Origin of the sequence: Geoalkalibacter sp., from assembly GCF_030604225.1 — a bacterium.
In the GTDB taxonomy this organism is placed as follows: domain Bacteria; phylum Desulfobacterota; class Desulfuromonadia; order Desulfuromonadales; family Geoalkalibacteraceae; genus Geoalkalibacter.
The window spans coordinates 1-14,851 of the sequence record NZ_JAUVWH010000001.1 but is presented as its reverse complement, the minus strand read 5'-3'; the positions used below and the strand labels follow the sequence as shown (position 1 = coordinate 14,851).

14 protein-coding genes and 1 pseudogene are annotated in these 14,851 nt (G+C 61.3%); all 15 read right to left on the bottom strand.

Features of this window, described 5'->3' with window-relative positions; translation table 11 throughout:
• Nucleotides 1-46: 46 nt before the first annotated feature.
• Nucleotides 47-523, bottom strand: coding sequence for a transcription elongation factor GreA (gene greA / locus QAT43_RS00075; RefSeq protein WP_305040976.1), 477 nt, complete (start codon nucleotides 521-523; stop codon nucleotides 47-49).
• A 91-nt stretch (nucleotides 524-614) separates the two neighbouring features.
• Entirely contained in the window at nucleotides 615-3,872 is a 3,258-nt protein-coding gene (gene carB / locus QAT43_RS00070) for a carbamoyl-phosphate synthase large subunit (protein ID WP_305040975.1), read from the bottom strand.
• A gap of 1 nt (nucleotide 3,873) precedes the next feature.
• Entirely contained in the window at nucleotides 3,874-5,010 is a 1,137-nt protein-coding gene (carA, locus tag QAT43_RS00065; protein ID WP_305040974.1) for a glutamine-hydrolyzing carbamoyl-phosphate synthase small subunit, read from the bottom strand.
• A gap of 17 nt (nucleotides 5,011-5,027) precedes the next feature.
• Nucleotides 5,028-6,299 (bottom strand): dihydroorotase, encoded by a 1,272-nt coding sequence (locus QAT43_RS00060; protein ID WP_305040973.1) that lies wholly within the window; start codon nucleotides 6,297-6,299, stop codon nucleotides 5,028-5,030.
• Between the two features lie 29 nt (nucleotides 6,300-6,328).
• Nucleotides 6,329-7,258, bottom strand: a complete 930-nt coding sequence (locus QAT43_RS00055) for an aspartate carbamoyltransferase catalytic subunit (protein WP_305040972.1) — start codon at nucleotides 7,256-7,258, stop codon at nucleotides 6,329-6,331.
• A 21-nt stretch (nucleotides 7,259-7,279) separates the two neighbouring features.
• Complete coding sequence (gene pyrR, locus QAT43_RS00050) at nucleotides 7,280-7,816, bottom strand: bifunctional pyr operon transcriptional regulator/uracil phosphoribosyltransferase PyrR (protein ID WP_305040971.1); 537 nt, start codon at nucleotides 7,814-7,816, stop codon at nucleotides 7,280-7,282.
• Nucleotides 7,817-8,056: 240 nt separating this feature from the next.
• The gene (gene lepB / locus QAT43_RS00045) at nucleotides 8,057-8,728 is read right to left on the bottom strand and encodes a signal peptidase I (RefSeq protein WP_305040970.1); all 672 of its coding nucleotides are present in this window, start codon (nucleotides 8,726-8,728) and stop codon (nucleotides 8,057-8,059) included.
• A 7-nt stretch (nucleotides 8,729-8,735) separates the two neighbouring features.
• Nucleotides 8,736-10,535: a translation elongation factor 4 gene (gene lepA / locus QAT43_RS00040; RefSeq protein WP_305040969.1), complete on the bottom strand. Its 1,800-nt coding sequence runs from the start codon at nucleotides 10,533-10,535 to the stop codon at nucleotides 8,736-8,738.
• A gap of 91 nt (nucleotides 10,536-10,626) precedes the next feature.
• Nucleotides 10,627-11,289 carry a class II aldolase/adducin family protein gene (locus QAT43_RS00035; RefSeq protein WP_305040968.1) on the bottom strand — a complete coding sequence of 221 codons (663 nt, stop codon included), beginning with the start codon at nucleotides 11,287-11,289 and terminating at the stop codon, nucleotides 10,627-10,629.
• The gene (locus QAT43_RS00030; RefSeq protein ID WP_305040967.1) at nucleotides 11,290-11,472 is read right to left on the bottom strand and encodes a DUF362 domain-containing protein; all 183 of its coding nucleotides are present in this window, start codon (nucleotides 11,470-11,472) and stop codon (nucleotides 11,290-11,292) included.
• 36 nt (nucleotides 11,473-11,508) lie between these two features.
• Nucleotides 11,509-12,603, bottom strand: a complete 1,095-nt coding sequence (locus QAT43_RS00025) for an aminopeptidase (RefSeq protein ID WP_305040966.1) — start codon at nucleotides 12,601-12,603, stop codon at nucleotides 11,509-11,511.
• A 40-nt stretch (nucleotides 12,604-12,643) separates the two neighbouring features.
• Complete coding sequence (locus tag QAT43_RS00020) at nucleotides 12,644-13,189, bottom strand: hypothetical protein (protein ID WP_305040965.1); 546 nt, start codon at nucleotides 13,187-13,189, stop codon at nucleotides 12,644-12,646.
• Nucleotides 13,186-13,731: a nitroreductase family protein gene (locus QAT43_RS00015; protein ID WP_305040964.1), complete on the bottom strand. Its 546-nt coding sequence runs from the start codon at nucleotides 13,729-13,731 to the stop codon at nucleotides 13,186-13,188. The genes QAT43_RS00020 and QAT43_RS00015 overlap by 4 nt, the downstream gene beginning before the upstream one ends.
• Nucleotides 13,732-13,818: 87 nt before the next feature.
• Nucleotides 13,819-14,493 (bottom strand): DUF4126 domain-containing protein, encoded by a 675-nt coding sequence (locus QAT43_RS00010; protein ID WP_305040963.1) that lies wholly within the window; start codon nucleotides 14,491-14,493, stop codon nucleotides 13,819-13,821.
• A 6-nt stretch (nucleotides 14,494-14,499) separates the two neighbouring features.
• Nucleotides 14,500-14,851, bottom strand: a pseudogene (locus QAT43_RS00005) (hypothetical protein); the annotation flags it as partial.

Genomic DNA, 14,851 nt, shown 5'->3' with positions numbered 1-14,851 from the left:
CCCAAGAATCGGGCCTGGTGAATCCGTTTGACAAAAAAGCCGGCTCTTATTCGTACTTGATGTCGATGATTTCGTAGGTCTTGAGGCCCGAGGGAATTTTCACGGTCACTTCCTCGTCGAGCTTGTGACCGATCAAGGCCTTGCCCACCGGCGAGGTCACGGAAATCTTGCCGAATTTGAGATCGGCCTCGTCCTCACCGACGATCTGATAGGTCACTTCGTTGCCCGAATCCACGTCGAAGAGCGTTACCCGCGCGCCGAACACCACCTTGTCCGTGTCCAGCTCCGCCGGGTTGATCACTTGGGCGCGCGAGAGCTTGTCGTTGATTTCCTGAATGCGCCCTTCGATAAAGGCCTGGCGCTCCTTGGCGGCATCGTACTCGGCATTCTCCGACAGATCGCCGTGGCCGCGCGCCTCGGCAATGTCCTGCACGACCTTGGGGCGGTCCTCCCGAATGAGTTTCTTCAGTTCCTCTTGAAGGCGCTGATAACCTTCACGGGTCATGGGGATGCTTTGCGTCATGAAAACCGTTTCCTTCTCGTTGGACAAAAGCTAAGGGCGGGGGTTGACCCCGCCCGTATCAAGCAAGACTGCTGTTGAGTGCTCAAAATCTCTACAAGGCGGGATAATACTCTTGCAGCGGCTTAACGTCAAGACTTTCTCTTTGCATGGCGACAATTCCGTCCACGGCTGCGCGCATTCCCGCCACGGTGGTGAAGTAGGCGACATTGTACATCAGCGTGGTGCGCCGAATGGAAAAGGAATCGGCGACCGACTCGGGACCGAAGGTGGTGTTGAATACCAGGTCGATCTGATGGCTCTTGATGGCGTCGACGATGTGGGGACGGCCGTCCTTGACTTTGTTGATGACATCGACGGCCACGCCTTTTTCCTTGAGGAAGGACGCCGTGCCGCTGGTGGCGACGATCTTGAAGCCGGCCGCGGCGATCTTGCGCGCCGGTTCGAGGATGTGTTTTTTGTCACGATCCTTGACGCTGATGAACACCGTGCCCTTGAGGGGCAGCCTGACGTTGGCGCCGAGCTGGGCCTTGGCGAAGGCATGGGCGAAATCCATGTCGATGCCCATGACTTCGCCGGTGGATTTCATCTCCGGACCGAGCAGCGTATCCACGCCGGGGAATTTAACGAAGGGGAACACCGCCTCCTTGACCGAGACGTGGGCCGGCACTTCGTAGCCGAACACACCCAGATCCTGCAACGTCTTACCCGCCATGAGGCGCGCGGCGATCTGCGCCAGGGGGCGTCCCGTGGCCTTGGACACGAAGGGCACGGTACGGCTGGCGCGGGGATTGACTTCGAGCAGGTAGACCACGTCGTCCTTGATGGCGAACTGAATGTTCATCAGTCCCACCACTTTGAGTTCCAGGGCCAGGGCCACGGTCTGGCGCTTGATCTCTTCGATCAGCGGCTCATCGAGGGAATAAGGCGGCAGGGCGCAGGCCGAGTCGCCAGAGTGAATGCCGGCTTCCTCGATATGCTCCATGATGCCGCCGATGACCACCTCGTTGCCGTCGCACAGGGCGTCGACATCCACCTCGATGGCTTCATCGAGAAATTTGTCGATGAGGATGGGATGCTCGGGCGAGGCCTGCACGGCGCGGGTCATGTAGCGACGCAGCTGCTCGATGGTGTAGACGATCTCCATGGCGCGGCCGCCCAGGACATAGGAGGGCCGCACCACCACCGGATAACCGATGCGCTCCGCCACTTTTTCCGCCTCCTCGGTGGAACGGGCGGTGCCATTTTCCGGCTGCTTGAGATCAAGCTTGTGCAGCAGCGCCTGAAAGCGCTCGCGGTCCTCTGCGCGGTCGATGGCGTCGGGACTGGTGCCGATGATGGGCACGCCGGCCTGCTCCAGGGCCACGGCCAGTTTCAGCGGCGTCTGCCCGCCGAACTGCACGATCACCCCCTCGGGCTTTTCCACCGCGACGATTTCCAGCACATCCTCCAGGGTCAGAGGCTCGAAATAGAGGCGATCCGAGGTATCGTAGTCCGTGGAAACGGTTTCCGGGTTGCAGTTGACCATGATGGTCTCAAAGCCGTCCTGGCCCAGGGCGAAGACGCCGTGCACGCAGCAGTAATCGAATTCGATGCCCTGCCCGATGCGGTTGGGGCCGCCGCCGAGAATCATGATCTTGCGCCGCTCGCTGGGTGCCGCCTCGCATTCCTGCTCGTAGGTCGAGTAGAGATAGGGCGTGTAGGCCTCGAATTCGGCGGCGCAAGTGTCGACCCGCTTGTACACCGGATGGATGGCGAGTTTGATGCGAAACTGGCGCACATCGGCCTCGGTGATGCCCCAGAGCACGGCCAGGCGCTTGTCGGAAAAACCGTATTGCTTGGCCTGCAGCAACAGCTCACGGAAGGCGTCGCCGCCGCGGGAAACGAGGGGCGCCTTGTCGCGCAAGTCGCGTTCCATGTCGATGATCTGACGAATGTTGTTGAGAAACCAGGGGTCGATGTAGCACAGCGCATGGATTTCCTCGATGCTCATCCCGGCGCGCAGGGCATCGCCGAGATACCACAGCCGCTCCCAGTTGGGCACCTGTAGCTTGCCGCGCAGCAGGGTCCATTCGTCATCGGAAAGGCCGCGACGCTCATCCTCGGGTCCGGCGAACAGGCGGCTTTCAAATCCCGCCGAGCCGATTTCCAGGGAGCGCATGGCTTTCTGCAGGCTCTCCTTGAAGGTGCGGCCGATGGCCATCACCTCGCCGACCGATTTCATCTGGGTAGTCAGGGTGGCGTTGGCCTCGGGGAATTTTTCGAAGGTGAAACGCGGCACCTTGGTGACCACGTAGTCGATGGTCGGCTCGAAGGAGGCGAAGGTCTCGCGGGTGATGTCGTTGGGAATTTCGTCCAGGGTGTAGCCGACCGCCAGCTTGGCGGCGATCTTGGCGATGGGAAAGCCGGTGGCCTTGGACGCCAGCGCCGAGGAGCGCGACACGCGCGGATTCATCTCGATGACGACCATGCGCCCGTTGGCCGGATTGATGCCGAACTGGATGTTGGAACCGCCGGTTTCCACGCCGATTTCACGGATGATGCGGATCGAGGCGTCGCGCAGCAGCTGGTATTCCTTGTCCGTCAGGGTCTGCGCCGGGGCGACGGTGATGGAGTCGCCGGTATGCACGCCCATGGGATCGAGGTTTTCGATGGAACAGATGATCACCACGTTGTCGGCGAGGTCGCGCATGACCTCGAGTTCATATTCCTTCCAGCCGATGACCGATTCCTCGACCAGCACCTCATCCGTGGGCGAGGCGTCGATCCCGGCCATGACCATCTCTTCATATTCCTCGCGGTTGTAGGCGATGCCGCCGCCCGTGCCGCCGAGGGTGAAGGAGGGACGGATGATGGCGGGAAAGCCGACATGCTCGATGATCTCCATGGCCTCTTGGTAATTGTGCGCGAGGCCTGAGCGGGGCACCTCGATGCCGATCTTCTCCATGGCCTGCTTGAACAGGGTGCGATCCTCGGCTTTTTCGATGGCCGGCAGCTTGGCGCCGATTAGTTCCACGCCGAATTGGTCGAGCACTCCTTTTTTCGCCACCGCCACGGCGGTATTCAGCGCGGTCTGCCCGCCCAGGGTGGGCAACACGGCGTCGGGACGCTCCTTTTCGATGATGCGCGCCAGGGTCTCCGGGTTGACCGGCTCGACATAGGTGCGATCGGCGAAATTGGGATCGGTCATGATGGTGGCCGGGTTGGAATTGAGCAGAACCACCTCATAACCCTCTTCCTTGAGCGCCTTGCACGCCTGGGTGCCGGAATAGTCGAACTCGCAGGCCTGGCCGATGACGATGGGACCGGCGCCGATAATGAGGATTTTCTTGATATCCGTGCGTTTTGGCATGTTAGTTTTTTCCTTCTTCGGCTTTTGCCCTGTCCATCATGCGCGTGAACTTCTCGAACAGATAGGCGGCATCGTGGGGCCCGGGCGAGGCCTCGGGATGATACTGCACGGAGAAGGCCGGCAGCAGCTTGTGCTCCAGGCCCTCCACCGTGTTGTCGTTGAGGTTGGTGTGGGTCTGGATGGCATCATCTTGAAGAGACGCGGCATCCACGGCGAAGCCATGGTTCTGCGCGGTGATCTCCACGCGCCCGTCGTCGCCGCGCTGCACCGGCTGGTTGCCGCCGCGATGGCCGAACTTGAGCTTGTAGGTTTTACCGCCCAGGGCCAGGGACAGCAGCTGATGGCCGAGGCAGATGCCGAACACCGGCTTTTTCCCCAGGATCTTGCGGATGTTCTCCTGGGCATAGACGATGGGTTCGGGATCGCCGGGGCCGTTGCTGAGAAACACCCCGTCGGGATTCATGGCCAGCACCTTTTCCGCCGGAGTGTCGGCGGGCACCACCGTCACGTCGCAGCCCGAGGCCACCAGCTTGCGCAGGATGTTGCGCTTGATGCCGAAGTCATAGGCCACCACCTTGTAGCGCGGTGCCTGTTCGGCGCTCAGGTAGCCTTCGCCGAGGCGCCAGGGACCTTCGCTCCAGTGATAGGGCTGGTCGCAGGTCACTTCGCGCACCAGGTCGCGCCCGACGATGGACGGCGCCTGGCGCGCCTTTTCCACCAGGCGCGCCGGGTCGAGATCGACGGAGCTGATGATGCCGGTCTGCGCGCCCTTATCGCGGATATGCCGCACCAGGGCGCGGGTGTCGATGCCCTGGATGCCGACCACGCCGTTTTCCTTGAGATAGGCATCGAGGCTCATGCGCGAGCGCCAGTTGCTCGGGAATTCGCAGGCTTCCTTGACAATGAAGCCGGCCAGGAAGGGGCGCGAGGATTCCACGTCTTCCAGGTTGATGCCATAGTTGCCGATCTGCGGATAAGTCATGGCGACAATCTCGCCGCGATAGGACGGATCGGTGAGAATTTCCTGATACCCGGTCATGCTGGTGTTGAACACCACTTCGCCGGTGACCTCACCACTTGCACCGAATGCCCGGCCGTGAAACACCCTGCCGTCGGCCAGGGCCAGAATGGCTTTCATGCTCTGCGGACTCCTTGTTAGCGTTGATAGCTGATGCGCCCGGCGACGAGGGTGTGGGTGGCGGCGCCAACCATCTTCCAGCCGTCGAAAGGCGTGTTCTTGCTCTTGGATACGAGTTTCTGGGCCTCCACCGTCCATTTGAGCTCCGGGTCGATGACCGTGACGTCGGCCACGCGGCCAACTTCCAGGGTGCCGCTCTCCAGGCCAAGGATCCGGGCCGGATTGATGGTGAGCTTGGCGATGGCGTCGCAGAGTGACAGCACGCCGTCGGCCACCAGGCGCAGGGTCAGGGGCAGAGCCGTTTCCAGACCGACGATGCCGTTGAAGGCGATGTTGAACTCGACGTTTTTCTCGTCGATGTGGTGCGGCGCATGATCCGTGGCAATGGCGTCGATGGTACCGTCGGCCAGGCCGGCGCGGATGGCGGCCACGTCCTCGGCCGAGCGCAGGGGCGGATTCATCTTGGCGTTGGTGTTGTAGCCGCGCACCGCCTCGTCGGTCAGGGTGAAGTGATGAGGCGCCGCCTCGCAGGTCACGCGCACGCCGCGTTTTTTCGCGGCACGGATGATTTCCACCGCCGCGCCGCAGGAGACGTGAGCCACATGCAGATGCCCGCCGGTAAACTCGGCCAGCATCACATCGCGGGCGATGGGGGCCGCTTCCGCCACCCAAGGAATGCCCTTGAGCCCCAGTTCGGTGGCGACGAAGCCCTCGTTCATCACCCCCTGCCCCACCAGATCGAGATCTTCCGCATGAGCGATGATGGGCACGCCGAAGGGCCGCGAATATTCCAGGGCGCGGCGCATGAGCTCGCCGCTGGCGACGGGATGGCCGTCGTCGGAAAAGCCGACGCAGCCCGCTTCCTTCATGTCGCCCATCTCCGCGAGAGCCTCGCCCTTGCTGCCCTGGGTGATGGAGCCCACCGGCAGCACGTGGCAGAAGCCCTCGGCGGCGGCCTTGGCGAGGATATAGCGGGTGACGCTCTTGCTGTCGTTGACCGGCTTGGTGTTGGGCATGCAGGCCACGGCGGTAAAGCCCCCGGCAACCGCCGCGCGGGTGCCGCTGACGATGTCTTCCTTGTACTCCTGGCCGGGATCACGCAGATGAACGTGCAGATCGATCAATCCCGGCGTCACCAGCTTGCCGCGCGCGTCGATAACCTGGGCCCCCTCGGCCTGGAGGTTTTTGCCCAGATGGCTGATGCGGCCGTTGTCGATGAGCAGATCCAGTTGGTCGTCAATGCCGTGGGTCGGGTCAAGCACTCTGCCGCCAGAGATAAGAATTTTCATGGATAGGGTCTCCTAGGGATTGAATAGGTTTACTGCGCCTGCTCGCCGCCCAGCACCAGGTACAGCAGGGCCATGCGCACCGCCACGCCGTTTTCCACCTGATCGAGAATCACGCTCTGCGCACCGTCGGCCACGTAGCTGGAGAGTTCCACGCCGCGATTGACGGGACCGGGGTGCATGACCAGGGCATCGGGCGCCGCAAGCTTGAGGTTTTCCGTGTTGAGCCCGTAAAACTTGGCGTATTCGCGCAGAGTCGGCAGCAGCGTCTTGCCCTGGCGCTCCAGCTGGATGCGCAGCATCATCACCACGTCCGCTCCGGCGATGGCTTCGCGCATGTCGTTAAATACCTTGGCGCCCATGCGCTCGATACCCGGCGGGACCATGGTGCCGGGCCCGGCGAGGCGCACTTCGGCGCCCATGCGCGTGAGGCCGTAAAGGTTGGAGCGCGCCACACGGCTATGGGTGATGTCGCCAACGATGGCCACTTTAAGGCCTTCAAGGCGCCCCTTGTGCTGGCGGATGGTAAGCATGTCGAGGAGCGCCTGGCTGGGATGCTCGTGGGCGCCGTCGCCCGCGTTGATAATGGAGCAGTCGACGCGCTCGGCCAGATAGTGGCAGGCGCCCGAGGCGGCGTGACGCATGACGATGATGTCGGGCTTCATCGCCTCGATGTTTTTCGCCGTATCCTCCAAGGTTTCGCCCTTGACCACCGAGGAGGACGAGGCGGTGATGTTGATGGTGTCGGCAGAGAGGCGCTTGCCGGCGATTTCAAAGGAGGTGCGGGTGCGGGTGCTGGCCTCGAAGAACAGGTTGACGATGGTTTTGCCGCGCAGGGTCGGCACCTTCTTGATGTCGCGGCTGTTGATCTCCTTGAAGCTGTCCGCCGTGTCGAGAATAAAGCGGATGTCGTCGGCCGAGAGTTGTTCGATGCCCAGGATGTGCTTGTGCCGGAAATTCATGGTTTCCTCCGCGGAAAAGAACTATTTCTTGACCAGTCGTACTTCGACCGGCTGATTTTTGTCGTTGAATTCCGTCTCGATCAGCTCATCCCGCGAGGTCGGCACGTTGCGCCCGACAAAATCGGGGCGGATCGGCAATTCACGATGGCCGCGGTCGACGAGCACCGCCAGCTGGATGCTCTTGGGCCGGCCCAGATCCATGAGCGAATCCATGGCGGCGCGAATGGTGCGGCCGGTGTAGAGCACGTCATCCACCAGCACCACATTCTTGCCGTCCAGGGGAAAGGGAATGTCGGTCTTGCCGATGGTCAGGTCAAAGCGGCTGCCGATATCGTCGCGATACATGGTGATGTCGAGAATGCCCAGGGGAATCTTCTCTCCCTCGATCTGGGCGATGCGCTCCTGCAGCATGGCGGCCAGATGATCGCCGCCGGTGCGGATGCCGATCAGCACCACGTCGCCGATGCCCTTGTTGCGCTCGAGGATTTCGTGGGCGATGCGGGTCAGGGCGCGGTTGACCCCGGCCTGATCCAGAATGATGGTTGCGGCTTTGGCCATGTGATCCCCCTGTCAGAAGTGGTAAGGCTGAACGGCAGGCTGCGGGCACAAAAAAAGGCACCGCGAGGCGTGCAAGCGCCAGGGTACCCGGACAGACAATGTCTGATGATTTTTGATCATTGTGGGTCACCCTTGTTAATCTCTCGGATTAACTTAAAAGGAGACAGTCGGTAAATTCCGGGCACCCTATCAGGGGACGGGGTGCCCTGTCAACACAAAATCTAGGGGTCTTGCAAAGGCTCAGCGGATCAGGCGGCCGATACGGCTGAAACGCGGGAAACTTTCCTCGGCGTCCCAGGACCAGTACTTGATGAAGGCCAGCCCCTTGATGTTTTCTTCCGGTACAAAACCCCAGAAGCGGCTGTCGTAGGAATAGTCTCGGTTGTCGCCCATGGTGAAATAGTGGCCGGCCGGCACGGTGATCGGCCCGAAATAGTCCCGGCTGCCGCGCTCGGGGGGCGTGAGGGTCGAATCCTTGTGGATTTCCTCGGCCAGCCGGTAGGGTGCGCCGTTCACGTAGAGCGTCTTGGCGCGCACCTCGATGACATCGCCGGGCAGACCGACGATGCGCTTGATGAAATCCTTGCGCTGGAAATAGGACTTGTCCTTGTCGCCGGGGAATTCAAAGACGATGATGTCGCCGCGTTGCGGACTGCGCAGGGCGAGGAATGAGATGTCGGTGAAGGGAATGCGCGTGCCGTAGATGAACTTGTTGACCAGCAGATGATCCCCCACCAGAAGGGTGTCCTCCATGGAACCCGAAGGGATCTTGAAGGCCTGGACGACGAAGGTGCGGATGATGAGCGCCAGGATCAGGGCGACGATCAGGGCCTCGCCGTATTCGCGGTACCAGGGGCGCTTGCCCGGGGTCATGAGCTTGCCGGTGCTGCCCGGCACGATGGGTTGGTTCATGGGACGGCTACTCTTTCACCTTGAGAATGGCCATGAAAGCCTCCTGGGGCAGCTCGACGTTGCCCACCTGCTTCATGCGCTTCTTGCCCTCTTTCTGCTTTTCCAGCAGCTTGCGCTTGCGGGTGATGTCGCCGCCGTAGCACTTGGCGGTGACGTCCTTGCGCAGCGCCTTGACCGTTTCGCGGGCGATGACCTTGTTGCCGATGGCGGCCTGCAAGGCCACCTCGAACTGCTGGCGGGGAATGAACTCCTTCATCTTGGAGACCAGTTCCTTGCCGCGGAAATAGGCCTTGTCGCGGTGCACGATCAGCGAGAGCGCATCGACGGGCTCGCCGTTGACCAGGATGTTGAGCCGCACCAGGTCGCTCTCGCGATAATCGAGGGGCTCGTAATCCAGGGACGCGTAGCCACGCGTCAGGGTCTTGAGGCGATCGTAGAAATCGAGGACGATCTCGTTGAGGGGCAGCTCATACACCACCACCACGCGGCTGGCGGTGAGATATTTGATCTCGCGCTGCACGCCGCGTTTTTCCTCGCACAGGGCCAGCACCGCGCCGACGTACTCGTTGGGCACGTGGATCTGCGCCAGGATGAAGGGTTCCTCCATATTGGCGATGAGCTGGATTTCCGGCAGCATGTTGGCGCTTTCCACATGCAATTTTTCGCCGCGCACGGTGGTGATGTGATAGACGACGGTGGGCGCGGTGGTGATCAGGTCGACGCCGAACTCGCGCTCCAGGCGCTCCTGGATGATTTCCATGTGCAGCAGGCCGAGAAACCCACAGCGGAAACCGAAACCCAGGGCCAGGGAATTCTCCGGCTCGAAGGAAAAGGACGAATCGTTGAGGCGCAGTTTCTCCAGGGCGTCGCGCAGGATGTCGTACTCGCCGCTGTCGATGGGATAGAGCCCGGAGAACACCATGGGCTTGACCACCTGAAAGCCGGGCAGCGGCGCGGCGGTGGGCCGATCGGCATGGGTCAGGGTGTCGCCGACCTTGGCGTCGTGCACCACCTTGATGCTGGCGATGACGAAGCCGACCTCGCCCGCCGACAGGGAGGGAATCGACACGGGGTGCGGTGCGAAGACGCCGACCTGGGTCACGTCGTAGGTCTTGTTGGTCGCCATCAGGCGAATCTTGTCGCCCTTTTTCAACTGGCCGTCAACGATGCGCACCAGGGTGATGACGCCCTGGTAGGAATCGTACCAACTATCGAAGATCAGCGCCTTGAGGGGTGCCGTGGGATCCCCCTGGGGCGGCGGTACCTTCTGCACGATATGCTCGAGAATCTCGTGGATGCCGATGCCTTCCTTGGCGCTTGCTTCCACCGCGTCGGAGGCGTCGAGGCCGATGATTTCCTCGATTTCCTCCTTGACCCGCTTGGGCTCGGCCGCCGGCAGATCGACCTTGTTGATCACTGGAAAGACTTCGAGATTCTGGTCGATGGCCATGTAGACGTTGGCCAGGGTCTGGGCTTCCACGCCCTGGGAGGCATCCACCACCAGCAGCGCACCTTCGCAGGCTTTGAGGGAGCGGCTCACCTCGTAGGAAAAATCCACGTGACCGGGAGTGTCGATGAGGTTGAGGACATAGTCCTGTCCGTCATCGGCCCGATAGTTGAGACGCACGGCCTGGGCCTTGATGGTGATGCCGCGTTCGCGCTCCAGTTCCATCTTATCGAGAAACTGGTCAGTCTTCTCCCGAGCCGAGAGGGTGCCGGTTTCCTCGAGCAAACGGTCGGCCAGGGTCGACTTGCCGTGATCGATATGGGCGATGATGGAGAAATTACGGATCAGCTTTTGATTCATGAGCCTTCAGGACACATTGGATGTGGGGTCTTGGGACGACAAACCACTAGGATATACAGGAAGGAACGGATTTTGTAAAGAATGTTCGCGCCTAGACCGGCGAGGACAATGCATAGGCCCGCGCCAGGCTGCGGATCAGGATCGTACCAGCCTCGGCGCAGGTTTGAGCGAAAGCCAGGATGCCGTCCTCATGCCCGCCCATGGAAAAGATCCCCAGGCTACGCACGGAACTTTCCCGCCAGAGTCGGGCAACTTCCGCGGCCATGTCCGGGGTTCCGTAGGGCACATCCTCCCTGGTCACGGGCAGGCCGAGACGAGTCGCCTGATGCCAGAGGGGCGGCGAATGCACGTGCATGACGCAGCCCAACTCGGGATCAAGGCCATAAAGCACACCATGGGTCAGGGATTCCGACGAGGGGGCAACCGGCCCCTCGGCCTCGACCCGGTTGTGGTGCGGATCGCACTCGCGGATCAACGCATAATGGGACGCGTCAAGTTCGGGAATCCCCCCCGTCTGGGTGCCGCTGATGATGAACGCCCCCCCCTCCCCGCCCAGGGAACGCGGCGCGCGGCGACTGATGTTGCCGAATCCCAATCCCGCGTAACGCGCCGGATGCTGCCCGATCAGCTCCAGTTGAAAAAGTATTTTGCGCCAGGCGTTGAGTTCCCTGAGGTGCTCCGAATCAAGGGGCACGCCGGGGCGGTAGCGGCAATCAAACTTGATGACCCCTTCGCGCTCGCCTCCCTTGCTCATTCACGCCTCTTCGGAAAAATAGATCGCCCCATGGGGACAGGCAGGAATGCAGATGCCGTCGAAGTCGCATTTGTCCATGTCGATGAACGCCACATCGCCGCGCATGCTGATGGCCCCCTGGGGACAGATGCGGATGCACTCTCCGGAGCCTTTGCATTTCTTGGGATCAACCTGAATTTTCATTTCAAACCCTCTTCGTTGAGATAGATTAGGAAAAAATCAAAAATTTCCCGCGGTGTCCTCGGCGACCAGGGCCAGCTGCTCGGCGTCCCGCAACAACTGCGCGAGAGCCTGCTGCCGCTGGTCGCGCGGCAAAAGCGCCAAGGCGCGGGCTTCGGCATAAAAGCCAGAAAGATCGCCGTTCTGACGCGCCAGAAGCGTCCGAAAGGCGGGAACCAGGGTGTGGTAGGTGCTGATTGAGGCAAAATGAGCATTGTTCAGCGACCGCTTCAGCCAGTGATCGTAGCCGGAAAAGCCGCCCCAGCTTTCCTTGAGGGCGGCGTAGTCCGTTTGAAATGCCCGGAGAACTTCATGCTTTTTTTCCCGCTTGAGCTCTTCGCTCAGGGGCTGGGCATAAATTTCGCCTAGGCGACCGCGAACCTTGAGCAGCAAGCCGATGAATTGTTCCTCCCGCGCCAGACCGGCCAAATAGGCTTCCATTCTCGGCCCCTGCCCCTGAGTTTGCAGCCAGCGCTCCACGCCGACCAGTTCGACGGTCTTGGCGAAGGCCTCGTTGAAGGACGAATCGTTTTTGATGTAGAGCTGCTGGTGGGCCAGTTCATGGAAAATCAGCGCGGCGAGGTAGGTTTCCTCGCGGTTGCAAAAGGTGTTCAGTACCGGGTCGTCGAACCACTTCAGGGTCGAGTAGGCCGGCACCCCATGGACAAAAACGTCATGGCCCGCGGCGCTGAGCCTCTCGGCAAAAGCTTTGGCGGACTCTTCCTTGAAATAGCCGCGATAGGGAACACACCCCGCGACGGGGAAGCACCAGGTGATGGGTTCCAGGGCGAATTCAGGCGTCGCGACGACATTCCAGACCACATAGGGCCGCTCCAAATCAGCGTAGGAGCGATAGCTGGCGTTGTCGGGCAACAACAGCACTTGGCTGGCATAGTCGCGGATTTCCGTGACCAGTTCCAGGCGCCGGCGCAAGTCGGGCGGGGTGTCGGGGTCCGCGACCAGGGTGGGGATGGGGCGGGTCCTCGACATGAGTTGCACATGGCCGCTGACGCATTGGGCGTAATAGCCGACGTCGCCGCAGCCGCCGAGAACCACGGCCAGAACCAGAAGGAAAAGAGAGCGGGCGTATTTCATGCGCAAAAGCTTAACACAGGCGAAAGCCGGCTGAAAAGCCTCAGGCCAGGGGGCGGCCAAGCTTGATCTGCCCGCTCAGGACACGCCCCGCGATGGCGATGAGCTCGATCATGCGGGGGCGAAAAAAAATGAGGACGATGGCGGAAAAATTGGCAAACAGAAAAAGCATGATCAGGCCGTCGCCGAGGATAAACAGCACCAGACCCAGCAGGGCGATGCTTTCGGACAGCCCCAGGGTGAAGATCTGCACGGCCTGATAGAGACGCGCCGCCGGGTGCAGGGATTCAGGCGCCTTTGCCGCCAGGCGCGCTTCGATGCGCAGGATCAGGGGCCAGGGCTTGCCGGCCAGGGTCTGGTGACGGGCCCGCCAGGAGACGGCCACGTTGGCGAGGGCCAAAACCAACAAGCCGGCGCGCATGAAGGGCATCAGCCAGTCTCCCCCCCAGGAGCGGTCCGTCCACAGCGGACCGATCAGATAGCCCAGCAGCAGATAGATGAAGGGTGCCGCCAGCATGAGCCTCCACAGGCTCTTCTGGCTTTGCAGGTTGGCGCTGAGTTGTTCGAGATCCTTTTGCCGAAGAATCACGGAGCGGGTTCCTCGACCAGCACAAAGCGTTCCCGGTGAATTTTGTTCCAGAGCAGATCCTCGCGGCGATGACCGGTTTTGGACTCCGCCGGATGCCCGATCCCGATCACCGCGAGAACCTGGTACCCTTCGGGGAGTTGGAGGATTTCCTTCAGGTGCTCCTGTGAGGAGCGACCGTCCTTGTGATTGCGCAGGCGCATCTGGGCCCAGCAACTGCCGAGGCCCAGGGATTCGGCGGCCATTTGCACCAGAATGGCGGCGATGGAGCAATCCTCGATCCACACGTCGCACTTGTCGGTGTCGGCGACCACCGCCACGGCCAGGGGCGCCTTGCGCAGAAATTCGGCGCCGTGGGCCTTGGCCTGGCCAAGCCGGCCGCGCAGTTCGGGGTCGGTGACAAAAATGAATTCCCAGGGATTGCGGCCGCGGGATGATGGCGAACGCAGCAGGGTCTCGGTCAGAATGTCGATCTCGCCGGCCGTGAGGGGCTGCGCCTTGAATTCGCGAATGCTGCGTCTTTTCCTGAGCAGATCAAGAACCACGGAACAATTCTCCTCCTGACTTGAATTCAATGTCGAGCAACGGATGCAGCGGTATCACAAACCTCGGCGTGGGTCAAGAACAGCCTGTTAGCGGCCCCTGCCCTGCAATTCGCCCGTCGAACCTCCGGGGGGCAACTGCGGCGGCGAGTTTCTTGGCTTGCCGCGAAACACCTCCACCAGACTCTGAAAGACGATGCGAACCCCCTTCCAGATTTTCGGCAGGAGCCAGGCCATCAGGGCAATGAAGATGATCAACAGAACCAGGAAAAGCCAGGGATGGTAAAGGGCGGCCCACAAACCGGCGACCACGGCGACATCCTCGCTCAGCGAGGCCGCCCAGTTGGAAAAAGGCTCCGGCGAGGCGTTGATCAGAATTCGGCTGCCGGCCTTGGTGAGATGCACCCCGGTCGCGAGGCCGCCGCCGACCAGGGCCGCGGCCAGGGAAACGGCCGGATGTACGTCCCCCACGGCGGCCGCGGCCAGAGCCGCGGCCGCCGGGATGCGAATGAAGGTATGCAGAGCGTCCCAGGACGAATCGACCCCCGGCGTTTTGTCGGCGAAGAATTCGACCAGATACATGAATCCCGCCGCGACAAGAACCAGGGGGTTGGTGAGAATTTCCAGTCCTGGCGGCAAAGTCATGTAATCACCCGCGCCAAGCAGGCCCAAGACCAGAATCGCGGCATAGAGGTTGATCCCGCTGGCCCAGGCGACCCCCATGGTCAGGGCGATGATCGAAACGACCTGATGCAGTTCATTCATGGGTGACTACCGTACCTTCTTGCCTTTATCGTCATCATCATCGCGACCCTTGCCGGATGATCCATTGTCGTCCTTGGGATACTTCCGGTCGTCCTCGCGATAGGTTCCACGCTCTTCCTTGTAAGTCTTTTTCAGGTCTTTTTTCTGCAGTTGATAGCGTTCCTCAAGAGCTTTCATTTCGGCCTGGTGGCGCTCCTGCATGGCTTTTTTTTCGGCCTTGTATTGCTCTTCGAGAACCTTGATCTCCCTGCCTTGGTTGTCATCCGACGCGGCCGCCGGCCCGCCAAGGGCAAAGAGTGCGACAACGACCATCATCAACCAGGTCTTCGCAAGAAGCGTCTTCATGAGTTCCTCCGGT